The 22,791-nt window shown below is 48.5% G+C and carries 19 protein-coding genes; 12 read left to right on the top strand and 7 right to left on the bottom strand.

Annotated elements, in window-relative coordinates; genetic code table 11:
• Nucleotides 1-20: 20 nt before the first annotated feature.
• The 4 genes from PPA03S_RS07090 to PPA03S_RS07075 are packed head-to-tail and all read right to left on the bottom strand — an operon-like array spanning nt 21 to nt 3,876.
• On the bottom strand, nt 21-797 hold the full coding sequence (locus tag PPA03S_RS07090) for an ATP-binding cassette domain-containing protein (RefSeq protein WP_062321224.1): 777 nt from the start codon (nt 795-797) through the stop codon (nt 21-23).
• A gap of 23 nt (nt 798-820) precedes the next feature.
• Entirely contained in the window at nt 821-1,606 is a 786-nt protein-coding gene (locus PPA03S_RS07085; RefSeq protein ID WP_062321222.1) for an ABC transporter permease subunit, read from the bottom strand.
• 27 nt (nt 1,607-1,633) lie between these two features.
• Complete coding sequence (locus PPA03S_RS07080) at nt 1,634-2,689, bottom strand: ABC transporter substrate-binding protein (protein ID WP_062321220.1); 1,056 nt, start codon at nt 2,687-2,689, stop codon at nt 1,634-1,636.
• Nucleotides 2,686-3,876: an iron-containing alcohol dehydrogenase family protein gene (locus PPA03S_RS07075; RefSeq protein ID WP_062321218.1), complete on the bottom strand. Its 1,191-nt coding sequence runs from the start codon at nt 3,874-3,876 to the stop codon at nt 2,686-2,688. Before PPA03S_RS07075 ends, PPA03S_RS07080 begins: the two co-directional genes overlap by 4 nt.
• A gap of 287 nt (nt 3,877-4,163) precedes the next feature.
• On the opposite strand from PPA03S_RS07075, the gene PPA03S_RS07070 reads away from it, so the two are divergent.
• The 3 genes from PPA03S_RS07070 to PPA03S_RS07060 all read left to right on the top strand — a co-directional run bounded on the left by PPA03S_RS07070 (nt 4,164) and on the right by PPA03S_RS07060 (nt 6,899).
• Nucleotides 4,164-4,856: an aspartate/glutamate racemase family protein gene (locus tag PPA03S_RS07070; protein ID WP_062321215.1), complete on the top strand. Its 693-nt coding sequence runs from the start codon at nt 4,164-4,166 to the stop codon at nt 4,854-4,856.
• A 136-nt stretch (nt 4,857-4,992) separates the two neighbouring features.
• On the top strand, nt 4,993-5,868 hold the full coding sequence (locus PPA03S_RS07065; RefSeq protein ID WP_062321213.1) for a radical SAM/SPASM domain-containing protein: 876 nt from the start codon (nt 4,993-4,995) through the stop codon (nt 5,866-5,868).
• 362 nt (nt 5,869-6,230) lie between these two features.
• Nucleotides 6,231-6,899 carry a pectate lyase gene (locus PPA03S_RS07060; RefSeq protein ID WP_062321212.1) on the top strand — a complete coding sequence of 223 codons (669 nt, stop codon included), beginning with the start codon at nt 6,231-6,233 and terminating at the stop codon, nt 6,897-6,899.
• Nucleotides 6,900-7,078: 179 nt separating this feature from the next.
• Here the strand turns inward: PPA03S_RS07060 and PPA03S_RS07055 are convergent, their stop codons facing one another.
• Nucleotides 7,079-8,032, bottom strand: coding sequence for a copper amine oxidase N-terminal domain-containing protein (locus PPA03S_RS07055; protein ID WP_062321209.1), 954 nt, complete (start codon nt 8,030-8,032; stop codon nt 7,079-7,081).
• A 520-nt stretch (nt 8,033-8,552) separates the two neighbouring features.
• Between PPA03S_RS07055 and PPA03S_RS07050 the strand changes: the two genes are divergently transcribed.
• The 7 genes from PPA03S_RS07050 (at nt 8,553) to PPA03S_RS07020 (ending at nt 16,330) form a co-directional block, all read left to right on the top strand.
• Nucleotides 8,553-9,146, top strand: a complete 594-nt coding sequence (locus tag PPA03S_RS07050) for an ECF transporter S component (protein WP_062321207.1) — start codon at nt 8,553-8,555, stop codon at nt 9,144-9,146.
• Entirely contained in the window at nt 9,147-10,655 is a 1,509-nt protein-coding gene (locus tag PPA03S_RS07045; protein WP_062321205.1) for an ABC transporter ATP-binding protein, read from the top strand.
• On the top strand, nt 10,630-11,424 hold the full coding sequence (locus PPA03S_RS07040) for an energy-coupling factor transporter transmembrane component T family protein (RefSeq protein ID WP_062321203.1): 795 nt from the start codon (nt 10,630-10,632) through the stop codon (nt 11,422-11,424). Before PPA03S_RS07045 ends, PPA03S_RS07040 begins: the two co-directional genes overlap by 26 nt.
• 92 nt (nt 11,425-11,516) lie before the next feature.
• Nucleotides 11,517-13,805: an outer membrane protein assembly factor BamB family protein gene (locus PPA03S_RS07035; protein WP_167665993.1), complete on the top strand. Its 2,289-nt coding sequence runs from the start codon at nt 11,517-11,519 to the stop codon at nt 13,803-13,805.
• Between the two features lie 132 nt (nt 13,806-13,937).
• Nucleotides 13,938-14,756: a methionine ABC transporter ATP-binding protein gene (locus PPA03S_RS07030; protein WP_062321199.1), complete on the top strand. Its 819-nt coding sequence runs from the start codon at nt 13,938-13,940 to the stop codon at nt 14,754-14,756.
• On the top strand, nt 14,740-15,414 hold the full coding sequence (locus PPA03S_RS07025; RefSeq protein WP_082704032.1) for a methionine ABC transporter permease: 675 nt from the start codon (nt 14,740-14,742) through the stop codon (nt 15,412-15,414). Before PPA03S_RS07030 ends, PPA03S_RS07025 begins: the two co-directional genes overlap by 17 nt.
• 76 nt (nt 15,415-15,490) lie before the next feature.
• Entirely contained in the window at nt 15,491-16,330 is an 840-nt protein-coding gene (locus PPA03S_RS07020) for a MetQ/NlpA family ABC transporter substrate-binding protein (protein WP_062321197.1), read from the top strand.
• Nucleotides 16,331-16,449: 119 nt separating this feature from the next.
• On the opposite strand, the gene PPA03S_RS07015 is transcribed toward PPA03S_RS07020, so the two are convergent.
• A complete protein-coding gene (locus PPA03S_RS07015) occupies nt 16,450-17,313 on the bottom strand; it encodes a helix-turn-helix transcriptional regulator (protein ID WP_062321296.1) in 864 nt (287 codons plus the stop codon).
• Nucleotides 17,314-17,455: 142 nt separating this feature from the next.
• Here PPA03S_RS07015 and fabF point away from each other — a divergent pair, with 142 nt between their 5' ends.
• The gene (fabF, locus tag PPA03S_RS07010) at nt 17,456-18,694 is read left to right on the top strand and encodes a beta-ketoacyl-ACP synthase II (RefSeq protein ID WP_062321195.1); all 1,239 of its coding nucleotides are present in this window, start codon (nt 17,456-17,458) and stop codon (nt 18,692-18,694) included.
• A 184-nt stretch (nt 18,695-18,878) separates the two neighbouring features.
• Here the strand turns inward: fabF and PPA03S_RS07005 are convergent, their stop codons facing one another.
• The gene (locus PPA03S_RS07005) at nt 18,879-20,108 is read right to left on the bottom strand and encodes a nitrate/nitrite transporter (protein ID WP_062321294.1); all 1,230 of its coding nucleotides are present in this window, start codon (nt 20,106-20,108) and stop codon (nt 18,879-18,881) included.
• A 431-nt stretch (nt 20,109-20,539) separates the two neighbouring features.
• On the opposite strand from PPA03S_RS07005, the gene nirB reads away from it, so the two are divergent.
• Nucleotides 20,540-22,786 carry a nitrite reductase large subunit NirB gene (nirB, locus tag PPA03S_RS07000; protein WP_062321193.1) on the top strand — a complete coding sequence of 749 codons (2,247 nt, stop codon included), beginning with the start codon at nt 20,540-20,542 and terminating at the stop codon, nt 22,784-22,786.
• Nucleotides 22,787-22,791 lie beyond the last annotated feature (5 nt).

Raw genomic sequence — 22,791 nt, 5'->3', positions numbered from 1 at the left:
ATGCCTTCTTTCCAGTGGAATTAAATCGAGAATGAGATCTGTTTTTGGGCCATCTGCTGTGGCGTCTCTTGATGAGGAGTCAACAAGCGATTCAGAATCAGGTTTTCAAAATGAGCAAACCCGCTGTCCCGAACGCGTGGCCGCTCCAGTGTAATTCGGGTATCCATCGTTATATGACCATCCTCGATTAACAGCACCCTGTCTGCCAGCGCAACCGCCTCGCTAACATCATGCGTGACCAGAATGACGGTCAGACCTTCTTCTACCCACAAGCGTTCGATTAATTGCTGCATCTCAATTCGGGTCAATGCATCCAGTGCACCCAGCGGTTCATCCAGAAGCAGTAAGCGCGGATGACTGGCGAGTGCCCGTGCCAGAGCGACACGTTGTTTTTGCCCGCCAGATAATACCCCCGGCCAGTCGCCTTCACGCTCTCCGAGTCCTACATTGCGAAGTGACTGGCGTGCATCTTCCTTGTTCTTGTCGGGGATGCCCAGCCGTACGTTGTCGAGCACGGATTTCCAAGGCAGCAGCCGGGCTTCCTGAAACAGAAACCGTGTCTCGGGGGCCGTGCCGCCAAGCTTTCTGTTGCCCAGAATAACGCTCCCGGAAGAGGGGGCTTCCAGCCCGGCGATCAAACGCAGCAAGGTACTTTTGCCACAACCGCTTCGTCCGACGATGGCTACAAATTCCCCTTGTCTGACATTGACGTTGATGTCGGATAGAATCGTCCGCTGATCATACGATTTCTGAACCCCATCTACTTGAAGAAAAGGACTGATCTGACTTGTGCTCATGGATCAATTCACACTCCCTTTTGTTACTTGCGTGATAGAGCCGGATTCCAGCGCAGCCAGCGCCGTTCCAGCCATTTGGCGATGGTATCAGACAGCTTGCCCAGCAGGGCATACAGTAGAATGCTTAAGACAATCACGTCCATTTGCATGAATTCCCGCGCGTTCATCGCCATATACCCAATCCCCGCATCCGCCGCAACCGTCTCGGCTACGATGAGTGTCAGCCACATGATGCCAAGTGCGTAACGAATGCCCACCAGAATGGATGGCAGTGCACCGGGCAGGATAATGTCCTTATAAAGGGACCAACGGCTGAGGCCATATACTTTCCCCATTTCAATCAGGCCGGGATCGACCGATCGTATGCCGTGGAACGTGTTCAGATATACCGGAAAGAATACACCCAGGGAAACGAGAAATAATTTGGCTTCTTCACCGATCCCGAACCACACGATCACGAGGGGGATCAAGGACAGATGCGGAATGTTGCGGATCATCTGCACCGAGGAGTCGGCGATCTTTTCCGCAAGAGAGGAGATGCCATTCAGCACACCCAGCAGGAAACCCAGACCCCCACCAATCAGGAATCCTCCCAAAGCCCGCCTGGCACTAATACTGATATTGTTCAGTAGTTCACCGTTACGAAGCAGACGAATGAAGGCCTCCAGTACCTGAGCGGGACGAGGCAAAACATTGGCTGCCACAACTCCAGATGCAGTAAGCCATTGCCACAGAGCCAGAATGAGTAGGGGTACTACAAAAGGAATGAATTGGTTAAACCATGCCCGGTTAAATGTGTTGGACCGCACGTTATGTCTACCTCCTTGCTTCGTTCATTATTGGTTACCTGGATCTGGAAGTTGATCTTGAAGTGCATCACTCCAGAATGTGCTCACATCGACTGCCTGCTCAAAAATTCCCGCTTGCTGAAACGTATCCGCAACGTCCTGTTCGGACTTGAGGGCCTCGTCAGATATGGCAACAATACGTGATGGTCGCTGGGCTTCTCCATCCGTGTAGGTTTTAAGGGCTTGCGCCAATGGCTGGTGGGTGTTGTCTGCTGTAATTTGAGCCCATGCATCCTTATTGGCACGAGCCCAATCATTGAATTTGTTGATTCGCTCCAGATAATCGGCAAGTGCCTTTTTCTGTTCCTCATTCGCAAGAGCCTGATCAGAGGCGGCTACAAGGAAGCTGCCTGACAGAATATCTTTGGCGCTGGCGAGCGTTGTTGCTTCATTCTGATGTGCGGAAATGATGGCATTACCGTAACTGGCAAGAGCATCTACTTTCCCGCTAATCAGGGCGCTGAGTCCATCGGCTGTTGAAAGCTCAACAGGATTGATGTCACTCCAGGTTAATCCGGCATCCTCCAGCATTTTGAGCAGGAAATAGTGGGCCGTTGTATTTTTTACGAAAGCCACTTTCTTGCCTTTCAGGTCAGCAACCGATTTGATCGATGAACCTTTGGGCACAACGACCTCCTGATTTAAAGTACTGCCTTGTTGTACCGCAATAATTTTGAAGCTTCCACCATTGGCAGCCTGAGATGCAAAAATGGGCGGAATTTCACTGGTTACACCAAAGTCCAATTGGTTTGCAGCCATCGCTTCAAGGATCAGGTTACCTCCCTGAAAAACGTTATAAGTGACTTTATAGGGGGTGTCATCAAGTCCGGCGGCTTTCAGCCCCAATTCGAGATTGCCCCATCCCGTTTGGCCAACCCGAATGGTAACGTCATTATTCGAAGCACCTGATGCCGCTGTCGGTGTTGTGCCTGTACCCGCGGCCTGATGGTCAGTTCCGGTAGAGCAGCCCGATACAGTGAGTAAGAGAAATGCGCTCACAAGAAAGGTTAAAGATAGGGAGTAACGGCGATTTCGACGAATCATAGGGAAGAAACCTCCTTGGTGTATGAACTGTTCTCATGGGACTCAACTGACTCAGTGAATTTAGTAATAGATCCATTGGACTCAATAGAGTTACTGGATTCTATGAATGTTTGGCCGATTTGGTCTGCCTGAAGAATGGCTTCGGTTACTAGGGTGGCGCTGACCCCGAAGGACAGATGTGCCGCACTGCCTTCCCGCAGCTGTAGTCCTGCTGCAATGCGTGCAGCTGCTTCCCGAGACTGTTGTTGTATGCCAAGTTGGGCAAGAGTGATTGGCAGATTCAGCTTATGTAACAGAGTGAGCAGCTCTTGAAGCTCATCCCCCGCTTTGCCTTCAAGAATCCACTGGGTGAACAGTCCAAAGGCTACCTTTTCTCCATGCAGCGAAGCGTGTGTTTCAGGTAATTTGGTGAGGCTATCATGTAGTCCATGAGCAATCGCAGCGTGAAGTGATCCATCGCTAATGCTGCCGACAAGGCCTGCGAGCACAATAATGGCATCGGCAACATCACGGAATTGAGGTGTACTACCGGTGGTATCGGTGGATTCATAGACATCGATGGCGTGTGCTTCAAGAATATCGAGTGCAAGCTTGGCAGTGCTAACACTGTTTCGGAGAGTGAGGCTGGTGGCATTGCCACTTAGATTAACGGCGAACTCATGCCACTTTACGAGTGTGTCACCGATTCCTGCGGCCAAATACCGCCTTGGTGCACTCGCCAGAATATGGGGATCAGCCAGAACGAGATTAGGCGAACGGCGCAGGGGACGATATCCTGCAGATTGGCCCTGTTCATCATAGAGCACGGTTAAGGCGGACCAGGCAGCGCAAGTTGCGGCAATGGTGGGGACCGTTACAATGGGCAATTGGGCTTGCTCGGCCACCGCTTTGGACAGATCGAGCACTTTACCTCCGCCGACGCCGATAATCAGATCAACATCCAGATCGAAAGCTTGCTGCGTAAAAGTATCAATCTGGCCTGTTGTAACTTCACCGTGAAACAACTGTACATGGAACTTGACCTTATGCTCTTCCAGGGAAGGAAGAAGGTAAGGCTGTACGGCTTTCCATGCAGACTCACCGGCGATGATGAGCGCATGCTGCCCAAGCTGTGCAATCCGCGAACCGCTTTGCTCAAGAATATTAGCCTCGTGAACATATACTGCGGGTGCCTTAACAGTAATCATAAATACACTCCCTTTATAACTTATTATTCTTACGTTTTAACTTGGTTTTAAATTGCTTTGATTCTAGCATTGCAATCCTGCAACTACAATAACCTCGACAATCAATACATCCTATACTTCGATTGAAAGAATCTATAAGTAACAATAGAACGGGGGAACGATGGGCAATCGACTTTTTACTCCGCATACAGAGGGCAGGGTTTATTTAAGATGTAAGATACGGTACAATGTCTAAAAATTTCTATACGCTGCTTTCGGGATATATCAATTGAAAAGGGGGAGTTTTTATGAAAACCATTGGCCTTATTGGTGGAATGAGTTGGGAGTCTTCGTTAGAATATTATCGAATAATTAACGAAGAAGTGAAAATTAAATTGGGAGGATTACATTCAGCCAAGTGCATTTTATATAGCGTGGATTTTGAAGAAATCGAGCGCTATCAAGCTGAGGGTGATTGGGAAAGCTCTGGTGAATTATTAGGCAATGTTGCTCAGGCTTTGGAAAAGGCAGGAGCAGAAATGATTGTAATTTGTACAAATACGATGCATAAAGTGATTAAACATATTGAAGAAAAAGTGAGCTTACCCATCGTACACATTGCTGATTCAACAGCAGATCAAATTCAAAAGTCCAAAATAAGTACCGTTGGGTTACTTGGCACCAAATATACGATGGAACAGGACTTTTATAAAACACGAATTGAGTTTAATGGTATTCAGGTTTTGGTGCCGAATGAAGAGGAGCGAACAGGTATAAATAAAATAATATATGAGGAATTGTGTTTAGGGAAAATTCAACAAGAATCAAGAGATTATTATAAAGAGGTTATTAAGAGATTAGTTGATGATGGAGCCGAGGGGATAATATTAGGTTGCACTGAAATTGGTTTATTAGTAAAACCGGAGGATTCAGAAGTGCCCTTATTTGATACAACACGAATACATGCCATTGAATCTGTTAATCTGGCATTAGCCCAATAATTGGACCTAACGGGATAAACCGGTTCCCGGATTTACCTTGGCTCCCGAACCCGATATAATGGTGGTGGCGCATAAAAGCCGGATCACAAATGAGGGTGGGACTGTTCTCCCTCCTAAGCAGAATGGGGACCCCGAGTTGAAAACGTTCAAGAAAGTGTATATTGAGATCACAAGTATATGTAATCTGGCATGCAGCTTCTGTCCGCAGACCAAACGTGCCAAAAATTTCATTGACCCTGAAGTCTTCAACAATATATTGGATCAGATTAAACCTCACACCAAACATATTTATTTGCATGTCAAAGGTGAGCCGCTGCTTCATCCCAAAATTGATGTGTTACTGGATTCAGCGCATGAGAAGGGATTCAAGGTCAACATTACGACGAATGGTACGCTGCTGCCCAAAACCCAGCATAAATTGCTCGGCAAACCGGCATTGCGTCAGATGAACTTCTCCCTGCACAGCTTTGATGGTCACGAAGGTTCAACAGACCGTGAGGGATATCTGGGCAACGTGTTGTCTTTTGTACGGGAAGCAGTGAAGCACAATGTCATTATTTCATTCCGACTCTGGAATCTGACACAGGATAACTTCACGAACGCCCAGATGAACCGAAACCGGGAGACGCTGGAGGTCCTTGAACGGGAGTTCAATCTGGATTTTCGCATCGAGGAGAAGGTGGTGCCGGGGAGCGGTGTCAAAATTGCTCCGAATGTGTACCTGAATCAGGATCATGAGTTCCAGTGGCCGAGTCTGGATGCACCGGAAGACGACGGCAAAGGCTTCTGCCACGCGCTTCGCAGTCAGGCGGCAGTGCTTGTCGATGGAACGGTGGTTCCATGCTGTCTGGATGGTGAGGGTGTAATTAACTTGGGTAACGTTCATGAGAAGTCGTTCTCGGAGATCGTGGATGGTGAACGAGCCAACAATCTGTTCTATGGTTTCTCCAAACGGGAAGCAGTGGAGGAATTATGTCGGAAGTGCGGATACCGTCAACGGTTCGGAGCCTAAAGCGTAATGTAATAAATAGAACTGGATGCAAAAAGATAGAGATCACGTGGTCTGGAAACAGATGAAGTGGTCTTTTTGTTTTTCTAGAGCGATACGTAGCATCTAACAATGGATAACGGGCTGTAAATGAAGCATACTCGAAGTTGAGATCGGCATATTACATGTTGAAGTGCATGCAAACAATGCCGAGAAAACAAGGGTTTTACTGCCTTTTTTTATATCTAACTTAATGATTATTATCGTTTTATCCCTTTTTTGGTAGGATTAGGGCAGATTCCGGGCAGAGGTGCACCTCTGAGAGGTTCCGTGAGGACAAGCTTACGTTTGTCTGCCAATCTATCAGAATAAGGGAGGATTTATGGATGAAAAAAATGTTGACGTTGTTGCTGTCCGCCGGTCTGGTCGCTTCATTATTCGGTGCGATTCCTGCTTCTGCTGCGCCTACGGTTGTAAACTCAACGATTGTTGTACCAAAGGGTACCACCTTTGATGGCAAGGGCCAAACCTATGTAGCCAACCCCTCCACACTGGGCGATGGATCTCAAGCAGAGAATCAGAAGCCGGTATTTCGTTTGGAAGCCGGTGCCTCACTCAAAAATGTAATTATCGGATCACCTGCTGCTGATGGTGTTCACTGTTATGGCAGCTGTAATATATCGAATGTAGTCTGGCAGGATGTCGGAGAAGATGCACTGACACTGAAGTCTTCCGGAACGGTCAACATCACTGGTGGGGCAGCATACAAGGCGTATGATAAAGTGTTTCAAATGAATGCAGCCGGGACAATTAACATTAAAAATTTCAGGGCAGATGATATTGGCAAGCTGGTGCGTCAAAATGGTGGCTCCACCTTCGCCGTTAACATGACGCTGGACAATTCGGACATCTCCAATGTCAAAGATTCGATTATGCGTACGGACAGCAGTACATCACAAGGGAAAATTACAAATACACGTTACTCCAAAGTACCGACCTTGTTTAAAGGCTTTGCATCGGGTAAAACAAGTCAATCGGGGAATACGCAATATTAAACAGGATGAATCGCTGGATTCGTTAAAAGGTTCAGCTCCGCTTGTGATTTGCGGTTGGAATTATAACGCCAAAAAGAGCGTCCCAAGGTCATTGCCACACTGACTTTGAGGGACGCTCTTTTTAATGTTGATGTTACAGTATAATTCTGCTGAGCAATGTTTCATAGTGGAAGCTTGAATTATTTCTCTCCCGGAACTTCAACGATGACTTTGCCTTTCTCGGGGACAACAGAACCGGTATCAATGGAGCCCGACTTGTTCATGATGTTGTAAGAGGTTTCTTCAAGCATACGAGAATATTTGAATGATATGAGTGTTTGACCTGCTACGGAAGGACGAGTCCCTGCTTCAGCAACAGCTTTGGTTTTAATAAAGAACAGGTCACCGATGGTTCCGGCATTCTTGCCGATGTTGGCCTGCCATTTCAGCAGGGCACTTTCATTTTTAATTGTATAATAGCTGATTAGATCGTTATCCTCTACAACATAGAAATGGTCTTTTTTGCCTTGTTCAAAAATGTATTCAATGGATGAATCCACTGGACCTAGAGGTTTGCGAATCTCCAGGCGAGCTTGTCCCAGTTCAGAGAAGCGTGGCAGATGCAGGGCGGCTTCACGCGCCACAGTCAGATCGGAACTGTTATATTCTTTTACAATAGCGGCATCGGTAGTGTAAATGTAGGCTTCCTTGGCCTTCTGGTTCCACTGCACCTTGGCACCAAAAGCTTCACCGATGGCACGGAGCGGAAGCATGGCTTTGCCATTCACCAGAATCGGCGGGGAAGACAATGTCGCATTTTGGCCATTTTTCTTCATTGTTTTGCTGTTAGGGGTAAGGACATATTTGTCGCTGCCTGTGTTAATGCTGATCTCTTTTGTTTTGTTGTTGTACCCAAACGTATAGTTGCCGAGGAATTGAAGCTCAGTCAATGCTACGTACGTGATACCCTGTTTTATAACCACATCATATTGAGCTTGTACATTGTTAATATACGCTGTCGGTTTGTGTGTTGTTGCTGCTTCCGCCACAGTGGAGGACAGCAGTGCGGGTGCCGTACCCGCGGTGAGAATCGAAGCGGCAAGGATCATTTTCCACTTTTTTTGCTGCCAGGCAGTATTGGTTGGTTTCATCATTATCAATCTCCCTTCTTGTATACCAAACGGACTACTTGATCCAAATGTTGCATAGTATTGTAAAGTACACCACAGAATATCTTCTCTCATTTACCCAAAATACAGCGTAATGATTTTTCCGGTATTGTCACAAATACCCATGTGTTGTACAGTAGAAGCAATGAAATAAGTGAACCGGGAGCTCAATGAAGTTGGGCTGAGAGAGCGGCCTTGTGCCGCTGACCGTATATCTGATCTGGGTAATGCCAGCGTAGAGAACATGAAATTGCGATGTGCAATGTGCAATGGTAAGGGTAAGAAATAGACGATGAAGACCAGATTACTTGGACGCAGAGGGAGTTTTTCTGATGTGTCAAGGATGAGATCATTGGTTTCTTATTTCTCATTACCTGCCTGATGCCCAGCATCGTAAAAATTGTAAACTGTGCGTATGGCCTGCCTGGGAACCGGGGAGGCTTTTTTTGTTTGTTTTATTGTTTATTTTATCAATCAAGGGAAACAGAGGAAGGAAGTAGAGAACATGTCAACAGCAGCAGGCAGCAACAGATTGAAGTTAACCGATATTCTGGTAACGATTGTGATTGCAGTGGTATTCGGGGTGATCTACAAAATATGGGGACCTACATATGATCTGATGAAACCATTCGGTGTTCATGCGGAGCAGATGATTTACGGCATGTGGTTTATGGCGGGAACCTTTGCCTTTGTCATCATTCGCAAGCCGGGTGTAGCTATTCTGGCTGAAGTAGCGGCATCAACGGTGAGTGCATTTCTCGGAAGTGAATGGGGCATGTCCACATTGGTATATGGCTTGTTGCAGGGGCTGGGAGCGGAGATCTTCTTCGCTGCATTCCTGTATCGGAAAAGCAATCTGTTCGTCACCTGTCTTGCGGCGATTGGGGCTGCGGCAGCTTCGCTTCTCCTGGATTATCAGTATGGGTATATCGATTCCCTCTCGGCTTGGAACTACACGCTCTTTATCGGTTTCCGCTTCATCGGCAGCATTCTGATTGCGGGCGTATTTGCCTATTATCTTGCCAAAGCGCTGGAGCTGACAGGGGTAACGCGCTCCCTCAGACCAGTGTCGAAGCAGGATTATGAGGCGCTGGACTAGATGAAAGGAGAGGGGAATGCACAGGCGGTAGGTGTTACGAATCTAAGATGCAAGTTCCCGGGAGAGAAAGCCTTGGTGTTTCAAGGCTTGTCTCTTTCTGTGCGTCAAGGGGAGAAAGTATTATTGCTCGGACCAAGCGGCTCTGGCAAATCGACCTTGCTGCACATTCTGAGCGGCCTGATTCCGCGATCTGTGGAGATTCCGATGAAATGCGACGACATTCAAGTGCCAGAGCAGCCTGGTATTGTTTTTCAAGATCCGGATACCCAATTCTGTATGTCATATACGGATGAAGAGATTGCTTTTGTACTGGAAAACCGGAATATTCCACGCGAGCAGATGCCTGCTCTGATCCATCAATACCTGGAACAGGTGGGGTTAAGATTTGAACATAATCGTGTACTCATTCAATCGATGTCTCAGGGCATGAAGCAGCGCCTTGCGATGGCTTCGATTCTGGCCATGGAGCCAGATGTTCTCTTTTTGGATGAACCAACAGCACTGCTGGATGATGAGGGAACTTCTCAGGTGTGGGATACGGTGAAACAGATTGCACAGGACAAAACACTCATTATCGTGGAACATAAAATCAATGAAATTGTCGAGTGGGTAGACCGAATCATCGTATTGTCGCCTGAAGGAAATATTGTGGCAGATGGCCCGGCGAATCAGGTGTTTACAGATGAGCGGAATATGCTGAGAGAATACGGAATCTGGTATCCGGGCGTTTGGGAAGAGCGAGGTCAGACGAAGGCTCAGGCGTTGGTCACAGGAGAGTCCATTCGTTATGGAGCCGCAGAAACGGAACGCATGGATTATAGGCAGGGGAGAGTCCCTGCTGAGCTCCAGCCAGCCCTGGACATGCAGCAATTCACCGGATGGCGTGGAAAGACACCATACATTCAGGTGGAACAGGCCAAGGTATGGCACGGAGATTGGGTGGGGATTGTCGGGGTTAACGGTGCAGGTAAAAGTTCATTATTGCTGTCCATGATGAATATCCTGAAAACGACAGGTCATTATGTTGTGGAAGGACAATCGGCTGGCAAAACAGAGCAGCTTGCAGATCACATTGCCTTTGTATTCCAGAATCCTGAATTTCAATTCGTTACAAATTCGGTCCGGGATGAAGTGGGATTCTCCTTGCTGGGCGGGAAACGTACTGCCGAAGAAAGAGGGGTGCAAACGGATCATATGCTGGAGCAATTCGGACTGACCGCTCTGTCCGGAAGGCATCCATACCAGTTGTCGATGGGGCAGAAACGACGACTGAGTGTAGCCTCGGCACTGGTACGGGAACAGCGTATTCTGTTACTGGATGAGCCTACCTTTGGTCAGGATGCGCGTAATACATTTGCGATGCTGTCGCAGCTGGAGCGGTTGCGGCGTGAAGGGACCGCCATTGTGATGGTTACGCATGACCGGGAAATCGTGAAACGTTATTGCACCCGGATCTGGACGGTGAATGAGGGGAGGTTAACGGATGCAGCTCTCGTTTCCTCATCGTGAGACCTGGATTCATGCGGTGAATCCCGGGTTGAAAATGGTTTTTCTTACCCTGCTGTTTGTCTTCGTCATTCTTGTTCACAACCTGAATGTAATGGCGAATGTGGCAGTCGTCATGCTGCTATTGCTGTGCTGGACAGGTCACCCATGGCCCAGACTGTTGCTGTATGCGTCTCCGTTCATTCTGGTATTTATCTCCACTTCTACAGGTATGATCATGTTTGGTAAAGGCGAGACTACCTGGTTTAAGTGGGGTTTGATTCATATTACGGAAGAGAGCTTCTACCGCGGATTACATCTCGGATTTCGTTCCTTGAGTATGGCGGCGGCTGGATTGTTATTCGGTCTGACGACCAAGCCTGTTCGGTTGTTTTATTCCCTGATGCAGCAGTGGAGGCTCCCACCCAAGTATGCCTATAGCTTTCTGGCGGCTATGCGCATGATTCCGATTCTGCTGGATGAATTCCAGACGCTGCGTTATGCCATCCGCATTCGGGGAACGGGGCAGCGCGGTTCCCGCTGGAATGTATACGGCGTACTGAAACGATATGCCATCCCGCTGCTTGCACAGAGTATTCGCCGTGCGCAGCGTATGGCGGTGGCGATGGAAGCGAAGGGATTCACAGAAGGTGCGAGCCGAACGTATTACATCCAGATCGGGTATTCTGGGGCGGATCTGTGGTTTGTGGGGTATTTTATCATATCGCTAACGTTGGCTTATACGCTGGGCTTGACATTACCGTACCATTCAGGCCTGCTGGATGTCAGATAACTTGCGAAAAAATATATGGGTAGAAACAGTAACTTTTGCTTGTTCATAACGTCTTAGATGGAAATAACTTCAAAAGAATGGAGTGGACTGACGTGAAGAAGGGGAAGGGGCGTAAAAGGCTAGGGATGGGCTACCCATGGAGCATCGTTGCCGGTATCGCAGCCGTGGTGGTCACGGGGTGGCTGTTGACGAATACCCATTCAATGGCGCTGGAGGGGCAAGGGTCAGGTTCCGTAACGCAAGCGCTATCTGTAAAGCTGAATTATAAAAAAGGGGACAAAGTCACGATTGCAGATGAAGTCCCTATATACAGCCGTGTGATCGAGAGCCGCGTTTCCCCTGATCTGATGGGCATAGACGGGTATAGCTCCGCCCAGGGGAGCCTGAAAATAGATACGGTTCGCGGGGAATGGATCAAATTAAAAGGTAGCGATTACAGTGAATTCTGGATACCTGGCTGGTATGCCTCCAAAGAAAGCCGCAGCCTGACGAAAATATCGCCACAGACGTTCACACTGCAATCGGGCAGCAAACTGTATCTGTTTCCGGGAAGTCAGGCAAGCTGGTCTTCAGGAGCATTCCTGAAAGATCAGGCGTTCATTGTTACAGCGACGAAGGGCTGGTATGGCGTGTCGATTGCCCCGCGCGTCTGGAATGAGGAATCGTCCATCTATCGTCCTGCATTGCTATGGGTTAAGGCACAGGATGTAGCAGAGCATACCAAGATAGCGGACGGCTGGTTCAGGAGTGAACCGGCGATGCCTACAACGACTGTACGTCATTTGACGGATATTGTGCTGAACCAAAAAACAACCTCGAAACAGGTCGCGCAGTGGCTTGGTGAACCGGATTGGCAAGAGCATTCCGGCAATTTGAACGATACCGGTTATGCCATGAGCATTGGGAACACTTGGCGGTACGAGCGGGCAGATGCCCATTTTCTCGTGACATTTAACAAGAACGGCAGGCTTGCCAGAGCACGCTGGAACATACCGCAGGTTGACGGAAACGAGGTGGTGTCTGATTGGAGCTTCGGTCGTTCGGGTGAGTACGACTTCACGACTAAAATATATGGTAAGACGCTGCCGTCTACCTTACCCTGGAAACCGGTGTGGACCAATCAGGGGGATATCAATTATACCTTTTTACAAGCGGCTACAGAGGATGTGCTCCTGATAAAAGGAGATGATGGTGGATTCAGCGGGGGTTATTATGAAGGTTCTTTTTACGCACTTGATCGTCATACGGGTAAGCAGTTATGGGAAATTAATTCAGGGTATGGAAGACAGCATGCAGAGATGGATGCAGGACGCCAGCATGTTACAATCTACACCGATTATGACGCTGATCAGAAAAAATACGTAGATCGCATCCGCCACCTCCAGTTGAAAAGCGGTGATGTCGTATGGGAGTATGCCCCCAAGCAAAAATTCAGATTGAATGGCATCACTGCCGCAAAGAATGTAGTCGTAGTAAATAGTCCGGTTGTTGAAGGCTCAAGCAATAGCTGGTTAACGGTGTTGGACAGTGCAAATGGAAAAACATTATGGACAAGAAAGCTTAGTACAGGATATCAACTGTTAAACAAGGGCGCAGATGACCCCTATGTGATGTATTGGGAGAACAATAAATTGGTCGCAGCCGATCCGAAGTCTGGCCGAACCATATGGAGCATGAAGGTTGGTAAATCGACTGTGGATCATCCGGAGAACAATTCGTACTTTGACGGAATATACCGTCTGGATCCGTTTGTATCAGCTCAGCCGGAACGCTGGATGTTGTTGAATGATCAATGGGTGCTGCTTGATCTGAACACCGGTAAGAAGCTCGCACAATTCCCTGCCAGAAATGGACAGCAAATAGAGGTGCTTAACGATGGCCGGCTGCTGATCCGTGATAACAAGAAGGCGGATATATATGGCGATTACGCGGATTTTACAACGACACTATATGATGCCAAGAGCGGAAAAAAGCTATGGGTAATGAACGATAAGATTGAACGTGGACTTGTAGAGGGCGATCAATTATATGTAATCAAGAATGGATATCCGGCAGCTCTTGCATATGATACGGGGGAGACACGCTGGACTGCCCAAAACACGATTGCCGCCTTGCGATACCCTACCAATCAAGGGAGTTACCTGGTGTTTGATAATCAGCTTTTGCTGCCGATGGGTGACGATCTTCTGGTGATGAACAAACTAGACGGTACTTTGATGGGGCGTGTGCATGACGTGGTGATGGGTAATCCGGAGCACCGGGATCGGGATGCGAAGAACGGAATCCTGAATCGGGTTGGAAATGAAGTTTATATCGGTTCGTCCAACGGGCGGTTTAGTTTGTATGAGGCAAGTGCCTTAAATATGGATATCTTACGTTAAAGCTTGTTTCATGTGGGATGATGATTTATTATAAATAAACAGGATTGCTCGCGCTCCGGTTTATCGGCTGTGCGGGCTTTCTTCATGTGTTCTTGAAGGAACATGTACGATCAATCGCAGGAGGAATCTCCCATGATTTCATTATACGGGGTAAGCAAGCGTTATAACGAGCGTGGGTCCCGTGAAGATCAGGGATTCGAGGCGCTAAGCTCGGTTTCCCTGGAAGTAGGCCAGGGAGAGATCCATGGCATTATCGGCTCCAGTGGTGCGGGAAAATCCACGCTTCTGCGCATGCTCAACGGATTGGAAAAACCGGATGACGGCGAAGTCATTGTGAATGGGCAGCATCTGACCCGGATGAGTGAGCGAAGTCTGCGTCAGGCGCGGAGTTCCATTGGCATGATTTTTCAGCACTTCAATCTGGTTAGCAATCGGACCGTGAGCGGCAATGTTTGTATGCCTTTGGAACTCGCTGGCGTCTCCCGTACCGAGCGGGTTGCACGGGGACTTGAGGTATTAAGATTTGTCGGACTTGAGGATAAGGCCAACCAGTATCCTGCACAGTTAAGCGGAGGCCAAAAGCAGCGTGTGGCTATCGCCAGAGCACTTGCCAGCCGACCGGATGTGCTGCTCTGTGATGAGCCAACATCTTCGCTTGATCCGCAGACAACGAGCGGAATTCTGGATGTGCTGCGTCATGTCAATGAAACGCTGGGCGTAACCATTGTGCTCGTTACACATGAGATGGAGGTTGCCCGAAAGCTCTGTGACCGGATCTCGGTGATGAAAGAGGGACGGATTGTCAGAACGTTATCGGAGGCGGAAGTACGAAGCATACCGGAACCGAAGCCTGATCTGCTGACATCCTTGTTGATGGGTGAAGATGCATCCGTGAGCGGACCTGATACCTCTCTTCCTAGCAGTCAGGAGGAAAATGCTGATGATACCTGAGTCCGTTGTGAAGTATCAGCATGAAATTTGGCAGGCCATCGGAGAGACCTTTGTTATGGTCGGAATCTCGATCACGGCGGCCGTGTTAATCGGGCTGCCTCTGGGTACACTGTTGTATCTGTTCCGAAGAGGGCAGCGTTATCAGAATCGACCTTTGTTCATGATTCTGGGAAGTCTCGTCAACATTATTCGTTCCTTCCCGTTTCTGCTGCTCGTCGTATTTATGATTCCGTTCACACGTCTGGTCGTTGGAACATCCATCGGGACGCTTGCAGCAACCGTGCCGTTATCGGTCATCGCAGTTGCGTATTACGCCAGACTGGTAGAACAGGCATTGCTTGATGTACCAAGGGGGGTAATTGAAGCTGCCTCTTCCATGGGTGCATCGACCATGCAGCTTGTGGTGAAATTCCTTTATGTGGAGGCTCGCTCAGGACTCGTCCTCGGCTTAACGACGGCAACCATCAGTTTTATCTCTTATTCTACAGTCATGGGTATTGTCGGTGGGGGCGGTGTTGGTGATTTTGCGATTCGTTACGGTTATCAGCGATTCGAGACGGAGATTATGGTATTTACGATTATCATTATGATTATCCTGGTACAGATGATCCAATATACCGGCAGCAGACTGTCCCGCTGGCTCGATCGCAGATCCTGAAGAAGGACAAGCAATGCAGAAAGATTGAATTACAGCATGAACAATACAGATTATATGATGAAGGGGTTTATATCAGATGAAAGCAAAATTAATGCTCATGCTGCTGGCAGTGACGCTTGTGGCAGCCGGATGCGGCAAAAAAGAAGAAACGCCTGCGGCGGAAGGAAGTAAGGAAGGCACTCAAGCCGGACAAGAAGTGACATTGAAAGTAGCTACTCTGATTCCGCCAATGACGGATGTGCTGGATATTGTGAAGCCATTGCTGAAAGAAGATGGTGTTAATCTGGAAGTTGTTGTACTTTCCGATAACGTTCAACCGAATACTGCACTGGCGAACAAAGAAGTAGACGCAAACTTCTTTCAGCACGTACCTTACATGAATCAGTACAATGAAGCGAATAACGCTAATCTGGTTGCTGTGCAGCCTATCTACAATGCTATTTACGGAGCATATTCCAAAAAATATAAATCGATCGAGGAATTGCCTGAAGGTGCAACGGTTGCGATTGCCAACGATCCGTCCAACATTGGACGCTCGCTGGTTATGATGGAACAGAACGGCCTGATCAAGTTAAAAGAAGGCGTCGGTTTCAATGCAACGCAAGCAGACATCACGGAAAACACGAAGAACTTCCAGTTCAAAGAAGTGGATCTGTTGATGCTCGCTCGTATGCTGGATGATGCCGATCTGGTTGCCATGACTCCGGCTTATGCGAGTCCGCTGGGGCTTACGCCGAAAAAGGATGCGCTGTTCACTGAGAAGGATGATTCCCATTTTGCCATTACCTTGGTTGCCCGTGAAGATAACAAGGATTCGGAAGCCATTCAGAAGCTGGCAAAACGTATGGCGGGTCCAGAAGTGAAGGCCTTCTTTGAAGAGAAGTATGCGGATATTGCAATCCCGGCTTTTAAATAAGATCCGTTGATCTGCAACTGAATTATTGTAAAGGTAGGTTTCAAAAGAAACACGAAGCCCCCGGCTTATTCTCATTTGCCGGGGGCTTTTTTATATGGCTTACGATGGGAGGGACAGCATCAGCTCTTATCAGAGTCGTGTTCTGGTTTCGGCTCCATCAGACGGATCAATTTCCGCTCAGTAGCGGTGTCTATTGCAGGGGTGTAGATGCTGCATCGCAGATCAGCATTTCCCTGAACCTGGAGTGAAGTAAGATCAAAAAGCATTTTGCCAGCTTTGGAATGTCTAAATTCAATCAATACGTCCGGGGCGCTGCTGACACTGCTTTGTTTCCAAAGTGTGTGAAAATCAGGATATCTGTCCATCATGTCGTCCAAAAACATGTTATACCATTCATCATCGACATATTGACCGTAATAAGCACGGAAAATAGCCAGGAATCCGCTAACAAAATCCTCCCAATTGACGGCCAGTCTCCGAAATTCCTTTCGCTCAAACAACAAGCTGATCATGTTCCGCTGTTCAGCAGGAATCTGTTCAAAATCCATAAACACATGCCGGGCGGCTTCGTTCCAACCCACAATGTGACAGCGTCGATCCGAGATGATCGTGGGACAATTGCGAAGTTCCTGCAATATTTTCTGCAAGGAGGGATGAATCTGTAGTGGCTTCTCATCCAGGATATGAAGTTCCGAATGATACTCTAGAGCAAGGGAAAATAAATACTTCCGTTCGTCCGAGGTGAGCCTGAGAGCTGACGCAATATTGTCCAATACAGAATGAGACACCTGAATATCTCGGCCTTGTTCAAGCCAGGTGTACCACGTTGTGCTGACGCCTGCCAATTGGGATACTTCCTCTCTTCTTAATCCAGGCGTTCTTCGACGGGAGCCCGCAGGTAAGCCGACGGATTCCGGAGAGATTTTGGAGCGTTGGTTTTTCAGAAAAGCGGACAATGCCTGTAACCTCACATCATGGTTCAATCCATCACCTTCGATCATCAGTTTATCATGGTAGTCATTATACTATTATATTTGACAACTTGTAATAGGATAATACGAATGGCAATATAAGTGCATAACATAGTTAAACAACTAGTCAAGGAGCACTAAAGGGGGATGCGTTATGGAGCGTGTTGTTATTACTGGAATGGGGATTATCTCTCCTTTGGGGAATGATGTGCAATCATTTTGGAATGGTTTGGTAGAAGGCGAATCTGGAGTTTCACCTATTGAGTCGTTCGACACAACGTCCTACAAAACGAAGATAGCAGGAGTGGTCCGTGACTTTGACGGAGAGGAACGGTTCGGGCGAAAGGAAGCACGGCGTATGGACCGGTTCGTGCAATTTGCTGTTGCGGCAGCAGATCAGGCTCTATCGGACTCTGGTCTCGTGATGGATCATGTGGACAGGGAGCGGGTTGGTGTATATATCGGTTCGGGGATTGGCGGAATTCAGACCCTGATGGAACAAGGCAAGCTCCTGTCTGAGCGTGGGCCTTCGCGAGTCAGCCCAACCTTGGTGCCGATGATGATATCCAATATGGCTGCGGCTATGGTGAGCATGAGATTTGGCTGTTGGGGACCCACTCTATCGCCAGTAACAGCTTGTTCGATCGGCAACACAGCGATAGGTGAGGCTTTCCGGCTGATCCGTCACGGTGGCGCAGACGTGATTTTTGCTGGCGGGACGGAGGCAGCTGTCACGGAAGTTTCACTGGCAAGCTTCGGTAATGCGACGGCACTATCTACACGCAACGAAGCGTACGAAGGGGCGAGTCGACCATTTGATGCAGGCAGAGATGGTTTTGTCATGGCTGAGGGCGCCGGGGTCTTGGTTGTGGAGTCTTTGACTCACGCCCTTGCGAGAGGCGCAAACATCCTTGCAGAGATCGTAGGTTATGGTGCCAGTTCAGACGCGTATCATATGGTGGCCACCCATCCGGAAGGGCGTGGTGCATACTTGGCCATGAAAGCCGCTCTGGCAGATGCACAGCTTCAGCCGCAAGAGATTGATGTCATTAATGCTCATGCTACCAGTACGGAAGCGGGTGATCTTTCCGAGACCCGGGCAATTAAGCAGCTGTTCGGTGCGGAGGCCTATCATATTCCGGTAACAGCAAACAAATCGATGACCGGACATATGCTGGGTGCGGCTGGTGGGGCGGAAGCGATCTCGCTCATTCAAAGCTTGCGGACCGGCATCATTCCACCGACAATCAATCAGGAGCAGAGCGATCCGGCATGTGATCTCGATTATGTACCCAACGTTGCACGAGAAGCTGATCTGAAGATTGGCATGTCCAATTCATTTGGCTTCGGTGGTCATAATGCAGTCATTATTTTGCAAAAGTATTCATCCTGAACAGAGCGCATAACGCGTGTCAGGTTCATTAGACAAAATAACGCTACAAAGGGGCGTCCATCGTCATGCTCATGACTTATTGGACAACCCCTTTATGGCGTGGCGTGATGATCCGCATTTGTATACAGCAGACTGCGGACGAATAATTCGAATACTCAGGATAATTAAGGGATGATCAGAATAATTAGGACGATAGGGACGGAGATTCAGTGATCCCTTTACTGCTTTTTTGCAGCCAGCTGACACGCCAGCGGGATTGCATGATGAGAACGAGGAACATGGACGCAGCCGCAATCAGACTAAGAATGACGAAGCCTGGTGTGTAGGATTGATAACTGCTGTACAGTTGACCAAGAATCAGAGGCAATGCATAACCACCCAAGCCACCAGCTGCACCGACGATGCCTGTCATCAGGCCAATCTCGTTGCCAAACCGCTGGGGAACCAGTTGGAATACGGAGCCGTTCCCGGCACCTAGACACATCATGCCCAGGAACAACATGACAACAACAACAGGAAGCGGTGGCATGAAGGATACACCGATCAGCATGATACAAGCACCTGTGTACAGGAAGGTCAGCATACGTGTTCCGCCAATCTTGTCAGCCAAGTACCCACCTACTGGTCGGAAGAAACTACCTGCGATTACACAGAACGTGGTAATATCTGCGGCGCGAACAGGAGAAAGCCCATATTGGGTATTGAAGAAGATGGTCAGATAGTTGCATAACCCCACGAAGCCACCAAAGGTAACACAATAGAAGGCACAGAATACCCATGCATCCTTTTGTTTCAACAGGCTTCCGTATTGAGACAGTTTCTTTGGTTCAGGCCGGTTGGGGCTGTTACGAGCAAAGAGAGAAAAGAGAATAAATACGATTGCGATGGGGATAATCGCCAGTCCAAATACGACTTCCCAGCTGCCAAAATGGGTAGCCAATCGATTGGCAAACAACGTTGCGAGTACTGTCCCGCTGTTCCCCGCTCCCGCAATACCCATGGCCAGACCCTGATGCTCTTTGGGATACCATTGTCCTGCCAAAGGCAATGCAGCAGCAAAGGAGGCGCCGGCTACACCGAGTAGAAGAGCTACCACATAGAGTTGGCTCAGAGAGTCAACCCACAGCCATCCTAACAACAAGGGAACAAGGGTGACGAGCATCCCAATCTGTGCAGTCAGTTTCGGTCCAATATAATCGGACAGGAAGCCAAGTACAAGTCGCAGAATGGAGCCACCAAGAATAGGCAAGGCCACCAGATTGGCTTTTTCCAATGGTGTCATTGGATAATCCAAGGCAATCACTACTGCGAGTGGACCAAGCATACCCCAGATCATAAAACTGATGTCAAAATACATAAACGCCCCGAACAGGGTAGGTTTATGCCCGCTCTTCCAAAAACTTTTACTCTCCATCATCCATCATCGCTCCTCATCCAATTGAAATCTTCGAAACTTGTCTATGTGCATGTTCAGGCAGAAAAAGGCCGCAATTCGTCCCGATAAGAACGATTTGCGGCCCCGTTGCCGACAGGCGGAACACGTCATTGTGTTCCCGCACCTGAGTTGATCACAGCACTGTGATTTTGATTCAAATTATAAAAAGAGAAATTAAAGATGTCAACAAAAATTACACAGAGTCCAAAATGTTTTAATCATTTTATGATTTTGTTGATTTATATGTTAATTTTATTGACATAAAACTGAAATTGCCTTAATCTGAATCTATTATGAATCTACACAATGGCGTGTGGATTCCGGAGGCAACGGTGCCCTTTTCCGATACATGGAGAAGGGCTTTTTCTGTTTATTTATAGGCATGTGCGGCAGAGAAAGGGGGATAACCGATGAGCAAAACGAAACTGGTTGTTATCGGGAATGGCATGGCTGGTGTGAAGTGTGTGGAAGAGATTATTGCACTGGGACCTGATACATATGAGATTGTTATTTACGGTAATGAACCCCGTCCCAACTACAATCGGATTATGTTATCCAAAGTATTGCAAGGCGAGCATTCGTTACAGGATATTCTTATTAATGATTGGACCTGGTATGACGACCATGGGATTCGGCTGCGGACAGGAGAAACGATCAACAGGATTAATACCCACGCAAAATATGTAGAGACTGAATCCGGCATAAGGGAAACATACGATATTCTGATACTAGCAACCGGGTCTTCTCCTTTTATTCCACCGATTCCCGGAATCGATAAAGAGAGGGTGATGTCCTTCCGCACGATCGATGATTGTACGCGCATGTCGGATTATTCAAAGGAGTACCATAAGGCAGCGGTAATTGGCGGGGGATTGCTTGGGTTGGAGGCTGCACGTGGATTGCTGCATCTGGGCATGGAAGCGGTGGTAGTGCACAACGCACCTTATATAATGAACCGACAGCTGGATCTGAAGGCTGCCTCGATGCTTCAGCAGGAGCTTGAGGCTCAGGGGATGACCTTTCTATTGGCGAAAAATACTCAGAAAATTATCGGTCGTTCGCAGGCCCAAGGTCTCCTGTTTACCGATGGTTCAAGGCTTGAGGCTCAGGTTGTTGTTGTGGCTGTGGGCATTCGCCCGAATGTGGATCTGGCCAGGCGCAGTGGAATTGCTACGAATCGAGCGATTGTGGTCGATGATTATATGCGTACGAGTGTACCGGATATATACGCGGTTGGAGAATGCGCTGAACATCGAGGGATCAGTTATGGTCTGGTGGCACCTTTATACGAACAGGGAAAAGTACTTGCACGGACACTCTGCGGACAGGAAACGACTGAATACAAAGGGTCTGTTCCATACTCTCAGCTGAAGGTGTCGGGTGTTGATGTTTTCTCGGCGGGTGAGATCAATGGTGAAGGCTTGCAGACTGCTATACAAATGCTGGACGGGATTCGCGGCACTTACAAAAAAGTGCTGATGCAGGCTGGTAAGGTGCGCGGAGCCATCTTGTTCGGTGATACGGCTGAGGGGACAGCACTGCTTGGGCTGGTGCAGCGAGGTGCGGATGTGGCGGAGCTGGCACCACGTGAAGGTTCTCAGGACCCTGCCGAGATTGCTGCCGCCGCACTGCCGGAACAGGATACAGTATGTGCCTGCAACAATGTAACCAAAGCCGCCATTATGAAAGCCATTCGGGAACAGGGTCTGGAAACGGCAGATCAGGTTAGGGAGCATACGAAGGCTTCAGGTTCATGTGGCGGATGTCGCCCCATGGTTGCTGCGCTGGTGAAGCATACGCATCAGCTAAAGAATAACGGTGATGTGAAAGCGTTGGGTAAACCGGACAGGGTAACTGAAATGCCGGTATGCAGCTGTACAACATTGGGGCACGCGGAACTAAAAGAAAGGTTGGATCACATTCTTGTATTACGTGAAGATGGCGTGGATGCAGAGGAGCCTCAGCAGCATTCATCGGTGTTCACCCGGCAAATGAACTTAACCATCATCATGCAGAAGCTGGGTTGGGGTTCGGAGCACGGATGCACGGTATGTCGCCCGTCGATCCACTATTACATGCAAGTATCCACTTCAACGATGAATGAGCGGGTGGCGATAACCGATGTACATTCGGCTGCTGAGCGGGAAGGGATGCGACAGCAGTCCATGGAGGCTGGAATCGAGCATAAACATGAAGTTCAGGTCCGCTGGGATGAGGGTATTCCTTTGTCATCCTATACCCTGGAAGCGGGAGGCTTGGGGGCGATACTTCTTGCGAGCTGGACAGGTGCACATATGCCATCCCCCGTGAACGTAGGTATAGCACCTCAGCCTGGCTCATGGGTAAGTGCATTGGTTCAGGATATCGGCTTGCTGGCTTCACCTGTTGGATGGGAGATATACGTAGGCGGGCATGCGGAGCATCCAGTCAAGGAAGGCAGATTGCTCGGGGTTGCAGAAACCGAGCTGCAAGCGGCCATGCTCGCATCTGCCTGTCTTCAGTGGTATCGTCAAACCGCCTGGTATGAAGAACCGTTATGGGCATGGACGGAGCGTTTAGGATTTATGTCCATTCGGGAAGTGCTTTTGGATGATCAGCTGCAGACGGAACTGGCGACGAAACGGAATGATGAGCTTGGATTGGTTAATCATAGCTGAAAGGC

Origin of the sequence: Paenibacillus pabuli NBRC 13638, from assembly GCF_001514495.1 — a bacterium.
Lineage (GTDB): Bacteria > Bacillota > Bacilli > Paenibacillales > Paenibacillaceae > Paenibacillus > Paenibacillus pabuli.
The sequence above is the reverse complement of the archived record's forward strand: the minus strand, read 5'-3'. Positions and strand labels throughout refer to the sequence as shown.